Source organism: Methylobacterium sp. E-005 (assembly GCF_022829725.1).
Classification (GTDB): domain Bacteria; phylum Pseudomonadota; class Alphaproteobacteria; order Rhizobiales; family Beijerinckiaceae; genus Methylobacterium.
The window spans coordinates 22,083-40,323 of the sequence record NZ_JAKSYG010000108.1 but is presented as its reverse complement, the minus strand read 5'-3'; the positions used below and the strand labels follow the sequence as shown (position 1 = coordinate 40,323).

Sequence of the window (18,241 nt, the reverse complement as noted above, 5' to 3'; positions counted from 1 at the left end):
GTCCGGGCGGCCCGACAGCACGCTCAGCCCGCCAGCGCGTCCTTGTAGGCGAAGATCCCGGGCGTGCCGCCGGTCATCAGGAACAGCACCGCTGATCCCGCCGGGTAGAGTCCGGCCCGGACGTCGTGCAGCAGGCCCGCGAAGGCCTTGCCGCTGTAGACCGGATCGAGGAGCTTGCCCTCGGTTCGCGCCATCAGCCGGACGGCCTCCAGCATGCCGGCCGTCGGGATCCCGTAGCCCGGGCCGCGATGGCCGCCGTCGAGGTTGATGTCCTCCGGTGACACGCGCTGCTCCGTTCCGATCAGCGCCAGCGTCGCGTTGGCCTTCTCCAGGACCTCCGCCCGGGCACGTTCCTCCTCGGCGAGTACCGCGAAGGATTTCGCCAGGCGCGGGTCGAGGCCCATCGCGGCGAGCCCCGCGACCAACCCGGCATGGGTGCCGGCGCTGCCGTTCGCCGTAACGATCTGGGCGAAGGTCACGCCCAGCTCGTCCGCCTGAGCCAGAATCTCGGCGGCGCAGTTTGCGTAACCGAGGCAGCCGGTCGGGCTCGAGCCGCCGGAGGGGAAGGTGTAGACCGTCCGGCCCTGCGCCCGCAGCGCGTCCGCCCGCGCCTCGGCGGCTGCAAGGGAATCGGCCTCGCCCGGCAATTCGTGAACCGTGGCGCCGAACAGATCGTCGAGCAGGCGATTGCCGTTGCCGGTATAGTCGGGATCCTGGCGCGGCACGCTGCGGGTCAGGAACAGCTCGCAGGCGAGGCCCGCCCGGGCGGTCGCCGCCGCGGTGAGTCGCGCGTGGTTCGACTGGATGGCGCCGACAGTGATGGCCGTGTCGGCGCCCGCAGATTTTGCGGCACCGAGCAGGTATTCCAGCTTGCGCAGCTTGTTGCCGCCGAGGCCGATCCCAGCCACGTCGTCGCGCTTCACGAAGATCCGGACGCCGTTGAGCGCAGCCCCAAGATGGGCCGTGAGGCCGTCGAGTGGCTCGATCGGCGTCGGAAGGGCCAGGAGCGGCAGGCGCGGGAAGCGGGTGACATCGAGCGTCGGCATGACGGCCTGTCTACACCGTGCCGCGACCCCTGTCCCGGGTTTGGCTCACTCGGCCGCCGGCAGCCGCTCGCCGCGTGTGCGGGGCTCCTTGCCCCGGGCGGTCTCGTCGAGCGCATCCGTGAACTGCAGGTTCGCGAGTTGCGCGTAGAGCGCGCCCTGGGCCAGCAGGCTCTCGTGGGTCCCGGTCTCGACGATGCGGCCGTCGTCGAGGACGAGGATCCGGTCCGCGGCGCGGATCGTGGCGAGCCGGTGGGCGATGACCAGGGTGGTGCGCCCGCGCATCAGGGTATCGAGGGCGGCCTGGACGGCGCGCTCGGATTCCGCGTCGAGCGCCGAGGTCGCCTCGTCGAGGAGCAGGATCGGTGCGTCCTTGAGGATCGCCCGGGCGATGGCGATCCGCTGCCGCTGGCCGCCCGAGAGCGTCACGCCGCGCTCGCCGACCTGCGTGTCGTAGCCCTGGGGCAGGGCTGTGATGAAGCCGTGCGCGTGAGCCAGTTCGGCAGCTTGCCGGACCTCCGCTTCGCTCGCCTCCGGCCGCCCGTAGCGGATGTTTTCGCTGACGCTGCCGGAGAACACGACCGGATCCTGCGGAACCAGGGCGGTGCGGGCGCGCAGGCGCTCGGGGTCGACCTGCGTGATGGTGGCGCCGTCGACCAGGATCCGGCCGCCCTGCGGATCGTAGAAGCGCAGCAGCAGCTGGAACACCGTCGACTTGCCGGCCCCGGAGGGACCGACGATGGCGATCCGTTCACCGGGGGCGGCCGCGAAGCTCAAGCCATCGAGGGCGGTGTGGCCGGGCCGGGTCGGATAGGCGAAGCGCACGGCCTCGAAGGTGACGGCGCCCTGCGCGGGCTCGGGCAGGGGAAGGGCCGGCACCGGCGCGCGGATCGCGGGCTCGGCCGCCAGAATCTCGGTGAGCCGCTCGGCCGCCCCCGCCGACATGGCGAGGTCGCCGTAGACCTCGGAGAGCTGGCCGAGGGCGCCGGCGCCGAACACCGCGTAGAGGACGAATTGGGAGAGTTCGCCGCCCGTCATCGTGTGGGTGAGCACCCCTTGCGCGCCGTACCACATCACCCCCACCACGGAGGCGGAGATCAGGAAGATCGCGACGCCGGTGAGCAGCGCCCGCGCCCGGATCGAATCGCGGGCGGCCCCGTAGGCTTCCTCGGAGGCCTTCGCGAACCGGGCGGCGGTGCTGCCCGACCGGCCGAAGGCCTGCATGGTCCGCACGGCCCCGACCGCCTCGGCGGCATACGCGGAGGCCTCGGCCAGCCGGTCCTGGGCGGCCCGGGACCGCCGACGCACGCCGCGACCGGACAGGATCAGCGGGAAAACGATGACGGGGATGGCGGCCAGCACCATCACGGACAGACGCGGGCTCGTGATCACCATCATGGCGGTGGCACCCACGAACAGGAACAGGTTGCGCAGCAGGATCGAGACCGAGACCCCGAAGGCCGACTTGATCTGAGTCGCGTCCGCGGTGAGCCGCGAGACGATCTCGCCCGATTGCGCCCGGTCGAAGAAGGCCGGGTCGAGGATCGTGAGCCGGGCGAACACGGCCGCCCGCAGATCTGCCACCACCCGCTCGCCAAGTGTCACGACGGTGTAGACCCGGGCCGCGCTCGACAGCGCGAAGGCCGCCACCACCCCGAGCAGGGCCAGGAAATAGGCGTCGATCACCCCCGAGCCGTCGACCGTGAAGCCGTGGTCGATAACCCGGCGCATCGCGATCGGGACCACCAGGGTCGAGGCGGACGCGCAGGCAAGGGCGATGAGCCCGGCGACGATCCGGCCGCGATAGCGCAGCGCGAACGGGAGCAGCGGCCGGAGCGCGCTCAGCGGCGCTTTCGGCCGCCCCTCAACGGCCACCTTGGGTCTACGGGCCATTACGCCTCTCGTGTTCGTCACTCTCCCGGTCCGCGGCGCTTGTGACCGGGGCGAGCCTGCGGTATACGCCGCCGCTCATCCGATTGCGTGTGTTCAATGGCCGCGGGCCGCCACCACGGTCGGCTTGTACGTGCCGTTGCACGAACCCACGGTTCGGTGCAACCGGTGACATCTTCCGCATTCCGGGCCGGGCGGCGCCTCCTGCGCTTCCCGCCGGCGTGCCAGATCAGGGACGACAGGTCATGGCGAAGGACGCGGCCGCGAAGGCCAAGGGGACAGAGCACCCCGATTACCACTTCATCAAGGTCGTGATGACGGACGGCACCGAGTACCGGACCCGTTCGACCTACGGCAAGGAGGGCGACACCCTCAACCTCGACATCGATCCGCTCACCCACCCGGCCTGGACCGGCGGCGAGCAGAAGATGCTCGACCGGGCTGGCCGCGTTTCGCGCTTCAACTCGCGCTTCGGCAACATCGGCAAGCGCTGAGTCATCCGAACGCTGCACCCCCGGGTGCGATCTGTTTCAGGGCGGGCGGCTTCCTCAGGGGGCCGCCCGTTTCCGTTGTGATTGCCGCGCGGCCGTGGACGCGCCCTCGTCGGTGGTGCCGCGATCGGCCATCCGCCTGTGTTCCACGAAACGGTACCGCGAATGCCTGCCCCGCCGTGCCAGAACGCCGCTGTCCGGCGGTCGGATTCCAGTCGATCCGTCCCGGGATGGTCGCAGATCGGCTTCGGAACGCAGTCCCCTCTGCGCCGTGGGCATTCTCATCGCAGTCAACGCATCGTGGATCCCCGACCCGTTGATCCATCATCGGGGAATCCTGGGATGCGTGCGTTGCGCTCTGCTGGAACTCCGGTTTTGCCGCGGCGTGAACGTCTGCGCGGTTAAACGGCGGATCCGTCTCAGATGATCCGGACGCTTCCCCTCGCCTTCGCCGTCCCGTGGATCGTATCGGCACCGGCGTGCGCCCGGGACCGAATCAGGCGCGGCATCTGGGGCGGCGATTCCGAGATTCACCGGGCGACGGCCAAGGAAATCGTTACCCGGGACGGGCTTGGTCCCGAGCTCGTGGTCTTCTCCGACCACCCGTTGCCGAACAAGGGTCCGGTCGCGCTCGAATCGGCTTTGGCCAATCCCTACAACACCGTCGTCGGGGTCCGTGAGGCGGACAGGAACGCCGATCGGGTGCCGCCACTGGTGCGCGCCTTCCGGAACGACGCCATCCGCCAACTCCTCAAGGCGCGGTTTCCCAGCCAGTTACCGGCGTTCTGAACGCCGGATCCGCTTTCGAGAGCCTCAGCCGTCGCTGAGGCGGAACGCCATGCGGAGCAGGCCGTGCTGAGCGGCGACCGGACTCTCCACCGGGGCGGGCGCCGGCCGGTCCTCGGTGATCAGGACATCCAGATGCAGGATGCGGCTGTGCAGGCGCCGCGCCCGCATGATCAGCTGCTGGAGCCGCATCGGCAGAAGGTTGAAATCCTGCGGCTTCGGTGGCTCGCTGCTGCCGAGCTTTACGCGGTGCTTCTCCAAGAGAGCCTCGGCCGGCGTCATTTCACCCTCGGCGACGGCACGCTGCACCAGCAGCCAGGAGGCGACCTGCATCAGCAGCGTCGTCAGGCGCATGCTCTCGGCCGCGTAGCTCAGCGTCGCGTCGCGCGAGATGAGGCGTGATTCGTCGCGTCCCTCGCCGTCGAGATAGGCGGCTGTCTCCTCGACGAGCTTCATCCCCTCGCGGAACAGCGACTTGAAGGCCTCCGAATTGACGTAGGACTTGCCGAAATCGACCCAGTCCTGATCGTCCCGGAACGTGACATCGAAGCCGTTCATCTTGCCTCTCCCGTGCCGTCCGACGGCTTTGTCTGCCCGGAAATGGGACGCCTCGTCCCGTGCTGTCCGACGACGCTGCAATCCTAGCGCCGATCGGCGCCGGGATCAGGCTTCAACCTTTTTTAACGTTAACCCCGCGCGGGACTCCAAGATAAGCGGTCTGCCCGCGGATGCCAGCATTCAAAAGGCGGCACGCAAGCCCGCGAAGACGCTGCGACCGTTGCCGGGGTAGAAGGCGGCCAAGCTCGCCGTGCCGCCGGACGTCCGGGCGTTCGCCACCACGGCGATGTCCGATACGTAGCGCGCGTCCGTGAGGTTGCGGGCGTCCACGAACAGGGCGACCCCGTTGGGGAAGTCGATCCCCGCCTCGATCCCAAGCAACGCGTAGCCCGGCACCCGCAAGGTGTTAGCGTGGTCGGCGAAGGCACCCTCCGGTATCCAATCCACCGCCGGGGCGATGTGGAAGCCGCTCGGATGGCGGTAGCTCAACGCCGTGCGCAGCACATCCGAGGGGATGCCGGCAATGCGGTTGTTGCCGAAGACCGGGTCGCGCACGAACCGGAAATCGTTGTGCGTCCAGATCTGCGTCAGGCTCAGGCCGTCACCGGCGCCAATGAGATCGCCCGCAAGGTCGAGGGTCACGGCCGCCTCGACGCCCTGATGGATCGAGCGCGGCGTGTTGAAGGTCGCGGCCGGGATGTTGAGGCCGGGATTGGTCGAGAAGTTGATGAGCTCGTCGCGCAGGTCCGACCGGTAGAGCGTCACGTCGAAGGAGAGGCGGTCGATCCGGCCACGGGCGCCCGCCTCGTAGGTCCAGGCGCGCTGGGCCCGCAGCGGCACGAACGTGGTGTTGAAGAGGTTCTGCTGCACGAGGTCCCCGAAATCGGGCACGTCCCGGGACCGGGTCACGTCGCCGAAAACCTGCACCGTGGGCAGCGGCTGCCAGAGCAGGCCGATCTTCGGGTTGATGCCGGCATAGGTCAGCGTGGCGAAGCGCGGGTTCAGGTCGCCGGGCAGGCCGCCCTTGTCGCTGTAGGCCCGGTTCGACGAGAAGGCCTTGGCGCCGGTCATCAGCGCCACGTCCGGCAGGAACCAGAACCGGTTCTCGCCATAGGCCTCATAATTCGATGCGCTCTGCAGCGCGTTGAGCGTCTGGGCCCCCCGCTGGCCGCGGATGTTGGCGAATTGCAGCGCCGAATTCTGGCCCGCGAAGGCGCGCAGGCCCAGCACCACGTCGTCACGAAACCCGCCGAGGTCGAAGGTGCCGGCCCAATGCGGGCTGATGCCGTAGGTCCAGCCATCCTGGTCGAGCGCCTGGAAAATCGGGTGATAGAGGCTCTTGTGGATCGCCCAGCTGTCTACGTCGAGCTTGCCGACATCGAGCAGGAACGAGGTGCGGTTGGCGATCCGCTCCGTCTCGACCTTGCGCGACTGGTTGCCGGTGATTGCCGTGGGATTGGCGAGCGTCGGCGTGGTCAGGCTCTGGCCGAGGGTCAGGCTGCCGGGCAGCTTCTGGTCGGTGAGATAGGTGCCGAGATAGAACCGCGTCTCGATGTCGGGGGCGATCCGGTAGCCGATATTGGCATTGAAATTCTTGGTCGCCTGCGCCTCGTGGGCGCGGAAGCCGTCGGAATTGGTCAGCGTCGCGTTGACCAGCACGTCGAGCGGCCCGTCGATGCGGGACATCTGCGCCTGCTCGCGGATCGTGCCGAAGCTGCCACCATCGATGCGCAGGAGGTTGGGCGCGATGGCCGTGTAGGCCGTGGGCGTGACGAAGTTGATCGCGCCGCCGAGCGTCGTCGCTCCGAAGGTCAGGGCATTGCCCCCCTTGTAGACCTCCACCGAACGCAGGGCGAGCGGGTCGATCTGATAGAAGTCGCCGCTCCCGTCCGCGAGGTTGAACGGAATGCCGTCCTGCAGGATCTCGATGCCGCGCAGGTGGAAGTTCCGGGCGACGCCTGAGCCGCGTACCGACAGGCGCAGTTCCTGGCCGTAGCGCTCCTGCACGTAGACGCCCGGCACGTCCTTCAGCACGTCCCGGATCGTATTGGTGTAGCGATCCTGAAGGGTCGCGGCGTCCACGAAGGCGACCGATCCGACCGTCTGGTAGAGCGTCGCGCGCTGGCGGTCGACGCTCGGCACCGAGAGCGACCCACGCGCCTCCCCCGGAAGCGGACCGGTGGGCGTGGCGTCGCCGACGACGCTGAGTTCGGGGAGGGTGACGGCGGGGTCCTGGGCAAGGACTGCCGATGGCGTCGCGCAGACGAGGAGCGACAGGGCGGCGCGGTGGCCGGCCCGGCTGGGGGAGGGCATGGACTCGTATCCGTGTCTGAGGATCGGGGAGGGGCGATCGGGTCAGAAGACGGGGGGCGGGGCTCGGGCGCGGTGACCGGTTTCAGGGGGTGCCCGCGGCAGGGCGACGCGCGCCCACCGCGCCGGGACGAGCGCGACCGGGTCGGGAACCGGCATGGCTTCGGCCGGCCTGGGGGCGGGGAGGGCGGCCGGACTGGCGATGTGGCAGGCGACGCAGCAGGCCATCGGCCTGGGGGCCGGGTGATGCGGATCGTCCAGACCCGACCTGTCGATGTCGCCGGCAAGGCACAGCACGTGCTCCGGCCCTGCCGCGGCGGCCATCGCGAGGCCGCCGAGGACACTTTGGAGTGCGAGCACGTACAGGACGAGGATCGCCAGCAGACGGCGACCCGCCGGGATCAGCCGGGTGTGACGCCCCAGTGATCCGGTCCGGTTGCCGTGGGGTTGGGCGCACGCCATCGGGCGCTCGTGGCTGTTCGTTCTCGGTGCGCGGCTTCTGCTGAACCGCTAGTGCTGGTGCTGGTGCTGGCCACCGGGCGCGGATGCCCCGATCGGCGCCACCGAGAAGGTCACCGGAACGGTGCCGGCCCGCTGGAAGGTGAGCGTCCCCGCGATGGTCTCGCCGGCCTTCGGCGCACCGGTGAGACCTTCGAACATCAGGTGATAGCCGCCGGGCTTCAGTTCGACGGTCTCGCCGGGCTTGATGGTCAGCCCGTCGGAGACCGGCGCCATCTTCATCACACCACCTTCCATCGACATGGAATGGATGTCGCCCGACTTGGCGAAGGGCACCGCGGCGCCGGTCAGCACGTCCGGCGTGCTGCCCGTGTTGGTGATCCGCACATAGCCGCCCGCCACCTTGGCGCCGTTCGGCGTGGCGCGCAGCCACGGCGTCTCGATGGTCAGGTCTCCGGCCTTGATGGGGGCCGCCTGGGCTGCCATCGCCCCGCCCGTCTGGGCGGCCTGAACGATGCGGAAGGCCGGGGCCGCCGCCTTCAGGTCATGGGCGTCCTGGCCTGGCTTCGGGATGTCGGACCAGGAATGGCTGCCCTCCGCGCAACCCTGCTGCACCGGCACGTAGACCGTCGCGCCGGGCTCGAACGTGTCGGACACCTGCGCCAGGAAGGTGAACTCGTCGACCTCGTCATCCGGCAGGGAGCCACCGCTCCACGTGATCGATTTCACGCCCTCCGAAGCGGTGCCGTGATGGGTCGTGTAGGTCTTGGCGTAGGCGCCGCGGGTGGTCGCCAGCGTCCAGCCGGGCTTCGGCATCGGCTTGGCGCCGATCAGCCCCTCGGGGATGCTGACGCTCACCTTGGTGGTCGGCTTGCCGTCGCAACCGTGCATGATCTGGACGACACCGCGATAGGTCGAGCCGGGGATCGCCTGCTTGCGCTCCAGCACCGCGTGGGCCTGCGCCGCCGATGCGACGAGGCCGAGGCCGATCACGGCCGAGACAGAAATCTTCATGGGAATGCATCCGTTCTGAGGGAGTCGTCGGGGAACGATCGCTCAGGCGGATGGGGGCCCCCGTGGTGATACGCTGCGGTCGGGCGGGGCGCGGGCGCCGACCCGGCTGACGGATCGATAGGCGGGCCCGCCACGATTCTCGGACGTCCACGCGACGATGGCCGGTGCGACGCGAGCGGGGAGGACTGTGCCGGTTGCCTGCGCCGCCGTGCAGCAATCGCCGTGACCGTGGGCGGGCAGCCGGTCCGACACTAAATCGGAGGCCGCGTGCTGCGCGCAGAGCCCGGCGGCGGTGGCCGGGATCGGCATCAGCCCGCCCAGGAAGGCCTGGAGCACGAAGGCGTAGAGCGCCAGCACAGCGATCACGCCGCGCAGGGGCGCCACGGGATTGCCGTCGGATCGTATCGATCTGGCCGAAGCCCGGTCCATGCTGCGCCCGTTCCCGGTTCGACCCGGATCACTATGGCATCCCTGCCACACCGAAACGCCCGTGGCTGTTGCCAGGCTGCCGCACCTGAAGGCTGCGTGCGCTGGCGCACCGCGATGCCATATTCCGGCCCCTTCGATAGGGAGTCTTAAGCCACAACCCGACAGCGTGGCGGCCGAGACCAACTTCTCCCGCCACGATCCGAACAGACTCCGGACCAGAGCCAGCGACCGATGCGCAAGACGGCACATAACCGGTTCACCACCTTCCTCAGCGTGGCCGCCCTCGGCACCCTGGGCCTCGGTGCCGCGGAGGCCCGTGACCAGGGCAACTATGCTCAGGCCGAATGGGCACAGGACTACGCCTCGCCCGCCGGCATGCAGGTGCAGCGCGAGACCGTGCCGATCCTCTCGCCCCAGACCGTGGCGGCGACCGAGCAGATGGTCGAGCGCTACAAGGACATCGTCACCCGCGGCGGCTGGAAGCAGGTCTCGGGCGCCGAGCACCTGCGCATCGGCTCCCGCGGCCCGGCCGTGGCCGCCGTGCGCCAGCGCCTGATTGTCACCGGCGATCTCGATTCGGCGGCCGGCGGCTCGGGCGTGTACGATTCCTACGTCGCGGCCGGCGTGAAGCGCTTCCAGGCCCGGCACGGCCTCAGCCAGACCGGCACGATGAGCCTTGCCACCCAGCAGGCCATGAACGTGCCCGCCGACGTGCGCCTGCGCCAGCTCGAGACCAACGTGGTGCGGCTGCGCTCCTATTCGGGCGATCTCGGCCGCCGCTTCGTGATCACCAACATCCCGGCCGCCCTCGTCGAGACGGTCGAGAACGGTCAGGTCGTGACGCTTCACGCCGCGGGCGTCGGCAAGATCGACCGCCAGTCGCCGATCATGAACACCAAGGCGACGCAGATCAATTTCAACCCGACCTGGACGGTCCCGGCTTCCATCGTGAAGAAGGACCTGATCCCGAAGATGCAGAAGGATCCGAACTACCTCACCGACAACCGGATCCGCATCCTCTCGAACGGCCAGGAGATCTCGCCGAAATCGGTGAACTGGTTCTCCGAGGAGGGCACCCGCTACACCTACCGGCAGGATTCGGGCGCGGACTTCAACTCGATGGGCATCGTGCGCATCAACATCCCGAATCCCTACGGCGTGTTCATGCACGACACGAACACCAAGGGCGTGTTCGGCGACGATTTCCGCTTCATCTCCTCGGGCTGCGTGCGCGTGCAGAACGTGCGCGAGTACATCACGTGGCTGCTGAAGGACACGCCCGGCTGGGATCGCCAGAAGGTCGAGGAGGCGATCGAGAGCGGCAAGCGTGTCGACGCCAACATCGCCCAGCCGGTGCCGGTCTACTGGACCTACATCACCGCGTGGTCGACCCCGGACGGCATCGTCCAGTTCCGCGACGACATCTACAAGCGCGACGGTGTGAACGTCCCCTCGACCATCGGCGCACCGACCCCGGTCGCCAGCGCCGAGCCGATGCCGCAGACCTTCGAGCCAAGCGACGAGGAGTAATCCTCCGCCCGACCCGCTCCGGATGATCCGAGGCCCGCATCTCCCCCGAGATGCGGGCCTCGCGCGTTTGGAAGTGCGTCTGTCATCGCCCGGTCAAATGCGTCTGCTTGGCCGTCACAGCACACGTCGTGGAGACCGCTTTGCCGGCTTCCTGCGACGCAGCAGGACACCGCTAGGAGCCCCGATGTCGCGCGAATCCCCATCCGGAGACGGAAGCCTGACCCGCCGGGAGACCGTCGTGGGTCTCGCGGGCCTCAGCCTCCTCGCCGGCCGTGCGGAGGCGCAGGGCGTCGTCGAGGCGACCGGGATCGTCTACGCGACCGACGGGACCGGCATGGACCGCGCGCCGCTGCCGGGTGTGCTGGTCTCCAACGGGCGCGAGATCGCGCGCACCGACGACCAGGGTCGCTACCGCCTGCCGCTGCCCGGCGACGGGGCCATCTTCGTCATCAAGCCGCCGGGCTATGCCCTGCCGCGGGACGCGGACAACGTGCCGCGCCACTCCTACATCCACCAGCCGGAGGGCACGCCCGCCAGCTTGGGCCTGCGCTATCGCGGCGTCGCGCCGACCGGAAAGCTGCCCGCCTCGATCGACTTCACCGTGACCCGCGTCGACGAGCCCACGGATTTCGACGTCGTCCTGTTCACCGATCCGCAGCCCGAGAGCCGGTTCGAGCTCGACCACGTGCGCGACACCGCGATTGCCCGCGCCATGGCGATCCCGGCCGCCTTCGGCATGACCATGGGCGACGTGCTGTTCGACGACCTCTCGCTCTACGGCCGGTCGAACCGGATCGTCGGGCGGATCGGCCTGCCCTGGTACAGCCTGCCGGGCAACCACGACCTCAACATGCAGGCGCCCGATGCCCGCTACAGCCGGGAAACCTGGAAACGGGTGTTCGGCGCGCCGACCTACGCCTTCCGCCACGGCCGCGCGTGGTTCGTGATGCTCGACAACGTCGAGTGGCTGGGGCCGCCGGTGCCGGTGGGGGCCAACACCTACCGCGGCCAGATTGGCGAGCGCAGCCTGGCCTTCCTTTGCAACCTCCTCGCCGAGATCCCGCGGGACGATCTGATCGTGCTCGCGATGCACATCCCGCTCTTCACCGACACGACGCCGGACGATCCCCACGGCATCACCACGGACCGGACCGCGCTGCTCGACCTGCTGGCCGGGCGCACGGTGCTGAGCCTGTCCGGCCATACCCACACGACCGAGCACCATTACCCGGCCGAGGGGCACCACCATCACGTGCTGACCGCCGTCTCGGGTTCGTGGTGGAGCGGGCCCGACACGCGCACCGGCATCCCCTCGGCCGACAGCCGCGACGGCACGCCGAACGGCTTTCACGTCCTGTCCGTGCGCGGGACCGACTACACGACCCGCTATGTCCCGGCGCAGGGCCAGCCGGACGAGACGATGCGCATCCTCTTCGAGAGCGAGGCGCGGGTCGGCGCCGTGGAGGTCATCCGCCTGACCCGGCCGGTGCAGGGTCTCCGGCCACCGGTGCCGCAGGACGCGCTGCCCGACACGACTCTTGTGGTGAACGTGTTCGACGGCGGCCCGCGCACGAAGCTCAACTCCGGATCGGTGACCGCCCGGCTCTGGCGCTGGCCCGGACCCGTCGAACCGATCCGTTCGTCGCCGAACTGTTCGCCCGCTATCCAGAGACCAAGAAGAGCTGGGTGCAGGCCACGCCCTCCAGCCATATCTGGACGGCGCGGTTGCCTGACGACCTCACATCAGGCGCCCACCGCGTCACCGTGGAGGGAACCGACGAGTACGGGCGTCCGATTCGGAGCTGCACCGTGCTGGAGATCCACGGCGAGCGCGGACGCGGATAAATCCTCTCCCCGCACGTGGGGAGAGGGGGGATCCGCTCGATAGCGGCTTCAGGCCGCGAGCTGACGCGTGCCGTGGCCGCCTTCCTGGATCTCCTCGATGATCTTCGCACAGAACGCATCGAGGTCGCCGGGGTTGCGGCTCGTGATGATGCCCTGATCGGTCACGACTTCCTTATCGTGCCACCGACCGCCGGCATTAATCACGTCGGTGCGGATCGAGCTGAACGAGGTGAGGTCGCGGTCCTTGGCCGCGCCGGCCTCGATGAGGAGCCAGGGCGCGTGGCACACGGCGGCGACCACCTTGCCGGAGGTCAGGAACGTCTTGATCACCTCCAGGGCCTTGGGCTCGAGCCGCAGCTTGTCCGGATTGATCTGGCCACCCGGCAGGACGAGCGCGTCGTAGGCTGACGGATCGACCTGCTCGACATCGGTATCGACCGCGACGTCCTTCCCCCAGTCGGTCTTGTCCCAGCCACGGATCGTGCCCTTGCTCTGGCGCGATTGCGGGGCGGCGACCGTCACGGGGGCACCGGCCTGGGACAGTTTGGATTGCGGAACGGTCAGTTCGCTCTCCTCGAAGCCGTCGGTGGCGAGGATCAGGATCTCGGCTTGGCGGATGTCGGGCATGGAGTACCTCCTGCTGATCGGGTTTGGCCCGATCAACCAAGCGCCCCGCGGCCTGTTCCCGCCGATCCGAACCGACCTGCCCTGCGGCGAACACCGGTCGGAACCCACCGGAGCCCGATCCGTTGGTCCCCATCCCGAACCGATAGGAGCCGCGTCATGGCCAATCCCGGCCTACCCGAGCCGACGCCCGGCGATCTGCCGCCGCCCCCGCCCATTCCTGATGAGGAGCCCGATATTGGCCCGACCGGACCGCGCACGCCCTACCCGGTGAACGATCCCGGCATCGGCGAGCCGGGTGGCCCGGGCTCGGAGCCCGACATCTTCCCTGGTACGCCGACCGATCCCGGCACGCGGATGTGAAGCGAACGGTCAGTGACCGCCGTGCGAGGTGCGTACGTCGCGCGGTGCGTTGAGGATTTCGGAGAGGCTCGTCACGACGTGGCGGGCCTCTTCGTCGGTGAGGCGCAGCTGGAACGGCGGCAGAGCCCCGGCCTGGAGCGCGACCACGGCCTGCCCCTCCTCGTCGGTTCCGATCTCGATCGCCGAGGACGTCACGTCGAGCATGGCGATCTCCTCATCGCCCATCTCATCGGCCATATCCGGCTCGTCGGTATCGTCGATCGCTGTGAGCAACTGCCCGACGGCCCGCACCAGGGCGCGGGCGGCTCGGGCGTCCATCACCACCGCTGTCGCCTGATCGTCCTTCTGGAAGGACAGCTGGATGTTCGCGCCGTCCAGCGAAACCGATATGCCTGCCATGTATCGTCCAGAGCCGCGCGCCGTAACTGTTTGCGCGTACTCCGTATATGCATCGTGAAGGCTCGAAATCCCAGGGGGCGGCGGAGCAGGGTTGCGCCTTCACCCCCGCCTGCGACGCAGAAGATACGCGCGCAGTGCCTTGTTGCGGCCGCAGCCCACGCCTAAATACGTCCTCGGGGGGCTTACCCACCGAGGCTGACGCTGTTCAAGGTTCAGCGACTCGCGCCCCGCCGCACTGGCCAAATCCAGAAAGACCGTGGTGCACCACGCGGCGCTTACGCCGCGCCGGTGGCCTATGGACGAATGAGGTACACTACGTGAATACCGGCACTGTGAAGTGGTTCAATGAGACCAAGGGCTACGGTTTCATCCAGCCCGACGACGGCGGCAAGGACGTGTTCGTGCACATCTCGGCCGTCGAGCGCGCCGGAATGCGCAACTTGATCGAAGGTCAGAGGGTCACCTACGAGATCCTGACCGACAAGCGCAGCGGCAAGGACGCTGCGGGCAACCTCCAGGCGGCCTGATCCGTCGGCGGGTCCTGCCCCGGCGCCCCCTGATGCGCATGACGTGACAGGGGGTTCTGCCTAGCGGAACGCCGGGTCGGGACGACGAACCGGCCGCACGATGCGGCTCCCCCTTCCGACGCTACCGGTCCGGACAAACCCATTCGGAAACAGGTTGCGCCGGAGGCAATATCCCAGAAACGACGCCGGACGGAGCTAATGTCCGGTCCAGATAAGAAAAGACGCTTATGTTATTCGAGTACACACGCCGTCGCGGCCTCCGGTCCCCCGTGACCGACGCCCCAACCTTCCGGGTTGGTAAGCTGGCGGAGGCCAAGACCGCGAGTCAGACGGGGAGCGACATCAGCCACCTGATCGACCGCTCTTACAACTACCATTCCTCACGCGAGCTGCATTGGCATCTCGCCGACCGCCTCGGGATCGCCCCCGGCGCGGTCACGCTCCGCGAAGTGCGCGCGGCCTGACGGGCCCGCATCAGCCTCGGCGGCCCCAAATCGTCAGCGATCCCACGCCGTGAGGACGGGATCGCGCAGGGCCGCCGGAACCGCGAGCAACTCGCCGTGCACCGGCTCGGGCCGGTTGTAAGGGGTCGCTGCACCATCGAAAGCGCAGACGACGCCACCCGCCTCCCGCAGGACCAGATCGGCGGCCGCAAGGTCCCAATCCCGGGCATGACCCGAGATCATGCCGACATCGACGCTGCCCTCCGCCACCCGTGCGAGCCGCAGGGCGAGGGATGGAATCCGGGCAACCACGCTGAAATCGGGGTTCGGCCCGGCGCCCCGCGTCAGGCGGTCGAGCATCGGCTTCGGGCCGGTGATGCGGGCGCCTGGCAGAGCCTGCCGGGAGTCCACGCGGATGGGAGTGCCGTTGCGCGTCGCGCCGCGTCCGCGCACGGCCTCGTAATCGGTCTTCCCCGCCGGTGCGTGCACGAACCCGATCAGCGGCTCGCCCCTGGCGAGCAGCGCGACCGCGATCGACCAGTCGGGATGACCTGACAGGAATGCCCGGGTGCCATCGATTGGATCCACGATCCAGACGAGGTCGTGGCCGAGACGCGCCGGATCGTCCGCGGTCTCCTCCGACAGCCACGCCGCCTGCGGCACCAGCGCGCTCAGGCGGACCTTCAGGAAGGCGTCCACCGCGACGTCGGCCTCCGTCACCGGTGAGCCGCCGGCCTTCGACCAGATCCTCGCAGAGGTGTGGCCGCCGAGCCGGAAGAACGGCTGCGCGATATCGGCAGCCTCGCGCATGACGGCACGCAGCTCCGGCATCAGGGCGGATACGGCGTCGTCGGTGAGGGGCTCGGGCATCGCGCTCCGCGTGGGATCCGTTGAGGGCCGGACAGTCCATCGCGCCATCCATCCGGTCGCCCGGATGGCAGGACGATCGAGCTGTGGGGGCCGGCCGCGGATGATCGCGCACCCGGCCCTGCCGTTGTACGGCGCCGCCCGCACCGCCACAAGGATGCTGGTTGATCAATCGATAACGACCAATCCGCGCAAGGAAATGTTGAGCATTCAAGGAAGCATTGAGCATTCCGCAAATGACAGGCCTGTCCAGATTCGCTTAACGACGGCTCTTAAGCGGTGCGGAGGAGTTCGGGTGCGATTTTGCTTGGCATAACGGACGGCCCGACAGGGGCCACCACTTGCCCCAGGGACTCGGACCGATGAACACTTCCCCGCTCACGGACGAACGTCACGCAGGACATTGCATGCAGGGTGCCGAGGGCCCGCTCCACCTCACGGTTTCGCCGCTCCCGGTGATCGGCCGGCTCCCGGGCGCACGTCGCGCCGCCGGGATCGCGCTGGCCTACGCCGCCGAGGAGGCCGAGATGGCCGGGGCCGACCGGTTCAGCCTGATCCTGGTCGATGCCGAGGGCGAAGAGCTCCACCGGCTCGGCAGCTTCGATGAAGACGATGTGGTCGCCGTCTGGCGCGACATCGCGGCGCGGGCCGGGCTGGTGCGCATGATCGTCCGGGAGGACGGTGTGCTCATGCCGGTCAATGAGCAGATTGGCCGGCTGATCCTCGGCCGCGTGCGGATCCGGCGCCGGCATGCGGGGCTGGGTGGTCGCCGCCCGCGCTTCCTGGCCCGCCGCAAGACCGGCCGCCTGCCGGCACGCCCGCAGATTCACCGGGGTGAGAACGAAATCATCGCCCGGACCTGATCGCGTCGGCCGACTTAAGGAAGGTTGCGCAGCAGCGCGTCGGCGGTGAGGCCGACGAACAGGATCAGGCCGGCATCGCGGTTCGAGCGGAACAGGGTCAGCGCTCCGCGCCCATCACGCTCCCGCAGCGACAGAACCTGCCAAGCGAGGTGCCCGGCGAAGGCCGCCACCCCCAGGTATCCCACGGGGCCCGCCCCAGCCCGCCACGCCGCCAGGGCTACCAGCAGGGTCGCCAGCGCGTAGCACAGGCCGACCGCCCCCCGCACATGCCGGCCGAACAGGCGGGCGGAGGAGCGAATCCCGGCCATCTCGTCATCCTCGATGTCTTGGACGGCGTAGACCGTGTCGTACCCGACCACCCAGAACCACGCGCCCGCGTAGAGCAGCAGCGGCGCCGCATCGAGGCGTGCGAAGACCGCCGCCCAGCCCATCAGCGCGCCCCAGGCGAAGGCCAGACCGAGCACCCCCTGCGGCAGGGGCATGACACGCTTCATGAACGGGTAGATCGCAACCGGCAGCAGGGAGCAGAGCCCGACCAAGATTGCCTGCTCGTTGAATTGCAGCAGCACCGCAAAGCCCACCAGGGCCTGGACCACGAGGAACAGGGCGGCATGGCGCGGCCGGATCTGCCCCGAGGGCAGGGGGCGCAGGCGGGTGCGCTCGACCTGCGCGTCGAGGTCGCGGTCGGCAAGGTCGTTGTAGGTCGAACCCGCCCCGCGCATCGCCACCGCGCCGACCAGGAACAGCAGGCAGTGCCAGGGATCGGGGAAGGCTTGGTCCGCCGCGATCGCGGCCAGTGCCGCCGACCACCAGCAGGGGAGCAGAAGCAGCCACCAGCCCACCGGCCGGTCGATCCGCGCGAGGCGGAGATAGGGGCGCCAGGATCGTGGCGCGAGTCGCTCGACCCAGTGGCCGGCCACCGCATCGGCCGGACGTGGATCCTGCCTCACGGTTCCGCCCGTTGGCTGCGCGCTCATCGGCCGGGTCTCCGGTCGTCCCGCATGGCGATCCTTTCTCCGCAGCGGAGGAAGGATCCGCGTTGAATCCGCAATCCCATAGGGCCACGGCCGATCGCGTTGCAATCGGCCGTGGCTTTAAATCCCCGGGGCGACGCCTGCTCCTCTGTCGGGGCGGCGTCGACGCCGCTGGAGCGCGCGGTCCTTACAGCGCGCCCTGCGGCAGCTTGAAGCTGCCGGTCAGACCCGGGCCGCCGAGCAGGCCGCCGCCCTGGCCGCTGGCTTGGGCTTGAGCCTGGGCGCGGGCCTGCGCCTCCATCTTGGTCGCCTGAGCGGCGACGCTGCAGATCTTGGTGCGGATGCCGCTGACCTTCATGTGGTCGGCCTTGAAACCCTCGGCGAAGGAATCGGGGATCGAGCACCATTCCTTGTTGGCGGTGATCCACTTCAAGCCCTCGGCACCGTTGGCCTGAAGCCGTCCGAACAGCGCGCAAGCCTCCTGCGGGGTCATCTTCTTCTTCGACTGCGAGGCCGCGTTGGCCTTGCCGACCAGCGCCTTGCGCTCGGCCAGGGTCTTCTGGATGGTGCCGCATTCCGGCGCCGCACCCTGCGCGGAGGCCGCCGTTCCGAACAACACGGTGCCGACCAGCACCGCGGCTCCCAGGCTCAAGCTCCCCTTCACCATCCCGCAACTCCCTCGACGCCCCTGCCGAATCCGCGCACGGCCGGCCCAATTCCGTATTGTTGGGTTCGCCATAGGAATGTGGCGTCAATCGAGCGACAAACCGGCTCTTCAAGACCTCTGTGTCTCGGAAGCCGAAAAGCCGCGGTCGTAACCCTTTGG

19 protein-coding genes and 1 pseudogene are annotated in these 18,241 nt (G+C 69.0%); 8 read left to right on the top strand and 12 right to left on the bottom strand.

The features are described from left to right. Positions 1-23 precede the first annotated feature (23 nt). Positions 24-1,046 carry a D-cysteine desulfhydrase family protein gene (locus MKK88_RS12830; protein ID WP_244000218.1) on the bottom strand — a complete coding sequence of 341 codons (1,023 nt, stop codon included), beginning with the start codon at positions 1,044-1,046 and terminating at the stop codon, positions 24-26. 45 nt (positions 1,047-1,091) lie between these two features. Next, positions 1,092-2,936 carry an ABC transporter transmembrane domain-containing protein gene (locus MKK88_RS12825; RefSeq protein ID WP_244000216.1) on the bottom strand — a complete coding sequence of 615 codons (1,845 nt, stop codon included), beginning with the start codon at positions 2,934-2,936 and terminating at the stop codon, positions 1,092-1,094. Positions 2,937-3,178: 242 nt separating this feature from the next. Between MKK88_RS12825 and rpmE the strand changes: the two genes are divergently transcribed. Next, a complete protein-coding gene (rpmE, locus tag MKK88_RS12820; protein ID WP_244000214.1) occupies positions 3,179-3,427 on the top strand; it encodes a 50S ribosomal protein L31 in 249 nt (82 codons plus the stop codon). 420 nt (positions 3,428-3,847) lie between these two features. Further along, the gene (locus tag MKK88_RS12815) at positions 3,848-4,213 is read left to right on the top strand and encodes a hypothetical protein (protein ID WP_244000212.1); all 366 of its coding nucleotides are present in this window, start codon (positions 3,848-3,850) and stop codon (positions 4,211-4,213) included. Positions 4,214-4,237: 24 nt separating this feature from the next. On the opposite strand, the gene MKK88_RS12810 is transcribed toward MKK88_RS12815, so the two are convergent. From MKK88_RS12810 to MKK88_RS12790, 5 genes are all read right to left on the bottom strand, one after another. Beyond that, on the bottom strand, positions 4,238-4,768 hold the full coding sequence (locus MKK88_RS12810) for a DUF1465 family protein (protein WP_244000210.1): 531 nt from the start codon (positions 4,766-4,768) through the stop codon (positions 4,238-4,240). A 180-nt stretch (positions 4,769-4,948) separates the two neighbouring features. After that, entirely contained in the window at positions 4,949-7,081 is a 2,133-nt protein-coding gene (locus tag MKK88_RS12805) for a TonB-dependent receptor family protein (RefSeq protein ID WP_244000208.1), read from the bottom strand. Between the two features lie 42 nt (positions 7,082-7,123). Then, a complete protein-coding gene (locus MKK88_RS12800) occupies positions 7,124-7,540 on the bottom strand; it encodes a hypothetical protein (RefSeq protein ID WP_244000206.1) in 417 nt (138 codons plus the stop codon). A gap of 48 nt (positions 7,541-7,588) precedes the next feature. Then, positions 7,589-8,551, bottom strand: a complete 963-nt coding sequence (locus MKK88_RS12795) for a DUF1775 domain-containing protein (RefSeq protein WP_244000205.1) — start codon at positions 8,549-8,551, stop codon at positions 7,589-7,591. A 42-nt stretch (positions 8,552-8,593) separates the two neighbouring features. Next, the gene (locus MKK88_RS12790; RefSeq protein ID WP_244000203.1) at positions 8,594-8,935 is read right to left on the bottom strand and encodes a hypothetical protein; all 342 of its coding nucleotides are present in this window, start codon (positions 8,933-8,935) and stop codon (positions 8,594-8,596) included. A 276-nt stretch (positions 8,936-9,211) separates the two neighbouring features. Between MKK88_RS12790 and MKK88_RS12785 the strand changes: the two genes are divergently transcribed. Continuing rightward, on the top strand, positions 9,212-10,510 hold the full coding sequence (locus tag MKK88_RS12785; RefSeq protein WP_244000201.1) for a murein L,D-transpeptidase: 1,299 nt from the start codon (positions 9,212-9,214) through the stop codon (positions 10,508-10,510). A gap of 184 nt (positions 10,511-10,694) precedes the next feature. Beyond that, positions 10,695-12,355, top strand: a pseudogene (locus MKK88_RS12780) (calcineurin-like phosphoesterase C-terminal domain-containing protein). A gap of 48 nt (positions 12,356-12,403) precedes the next feature. Here the strand turns inward: MKK88_RS12780 and MKK88_RS12775 are convergent. Continuing rightward, entirely contained in the window at positions 12,404-12,982 is a 579-nt protein-coding gene (locus MKK88_RS12775; protein WP_244000199.1) for a type 1 glutamine amidotransferase domain-containing protein, read from the bottom strand. A gap of 156 nt (positions 12,983-13,138) precedes the next feature. On the opposite strand from MKK88_RS12775, the gene MKK88_RS12770 reads away from it, so the two are divergent. Then, positions 13,139-13,342 (top strand): hypothetical protein, encoded by a 204-nt coding sequence (locus MKK88_RS12770; RefSeq protein ID WP_091712736.1) that lies wholly within the window; start codon positions 13,139-13,141, stop codon positions 13,340-13,342. A gap of 9 nt (positions 13,343-13,351) precedes the next feature. On the opposite strand, the gene MKK88_RS12765 is transcribed toward MKK88_RS12770, so the two are convergent. Continuing rightward, the gene (locus MKK88_RS12765; RefSeq protein ID WP_091712734.1) at positions 13,352-13,741 is read right to left on the bottom strand and encodes a hypothetical protein; all 390 of its coding nucleotides are present in this window, start codon (positions 13,739-13,741) and stop codon (positions 13,352-13,354) included. Between the two features lie 317 nt (positions 13,742-14,058). Between MKK88_RS12765 and MKK88_RS12760 the strand changes: the two genes are divergently transcribed. Next, a complete protein-coding gene (locus MKK88_RS12760; RefSeq protein ID WP_091712733.1) occupies positions 14,059-14,268 on the top strand; it encodes a cold-shock protein in 210 nt (69 codons plus the stop codon). Between the two features lie 227 nt (positions 14,269-14,495). Further along, positions 14,496-14,732, top strand: coding sequence for an AsnC family transcriptional regulator (locus tag MKK88_RS12755; RefSeq protein WP_244000197.1), 237 nt, complete (start codon positions 14,496-14,498; stop codon positions 14,730-14,732). Positions 14,733-14,765: 33 nt separating this feature from the next. Here the strand turns inward: MKK88_RS12755 and MKK88_RS12750 are convergent, their stop codons facing one another. After that, positions 14,766-15,581, bottom strand: a complete 816-nt coding sequence (locus MKK88_RS12750) for an inositol monophosphatase family protein (RefSeq protein WP_244000195.1) — start codon at positions 15,579-15,581, stop codon at positions 14,766-14,768. Positions 15,582-15,985: 404 nt separating this feature from the next. On the opposite strand from MKK88_RS12750, the gene MKK88_RS12745 reads away from it, so the two are divergent. After that, positions 15,986-16,441 (top strand): DUF6101 family protein, encoded by a 456-nt coding sequence (locus tag MKK88_RS12745; RefSeq protein ID WP_244000193.1) that lies wholly within the window; start codon positions 15,986-15,988, stop codon positions 16,439-16,441. Positions 16,442-16,455: 14 nt separating this feature from the next. Here MKK88_RS12745 and ubiA read toward each other — a convergent pair whose 3' ends face one another. After that, positions 16,456-17,418 carry a 4-hydroxybenzoate octaprenyltransferase gene (gene ubiA, locus MKK88_RS12740; RefSeq protein WP_244000191.1) on the bottom strand — a complete coding sequence of 321 codons (963 nt, stop codon included), beginning with the start codon at positions 17,416-17,418 and terminating at the stop codon, positions 16,456-16,458. 184 nt (positions 17,419-17,602) lie between these two features. Then, positions 17,603-18,082, bottom strand: coding sequence for a hypothetical protein (locus MKK88_RS12735; protein ID WP_244000189.1), 480 nt, complete (start codon positions 18,080-18,082; stop codon positions 17,603-17,605). Positions 18,083-18,241: the final 159 nt, after the last annotated feature.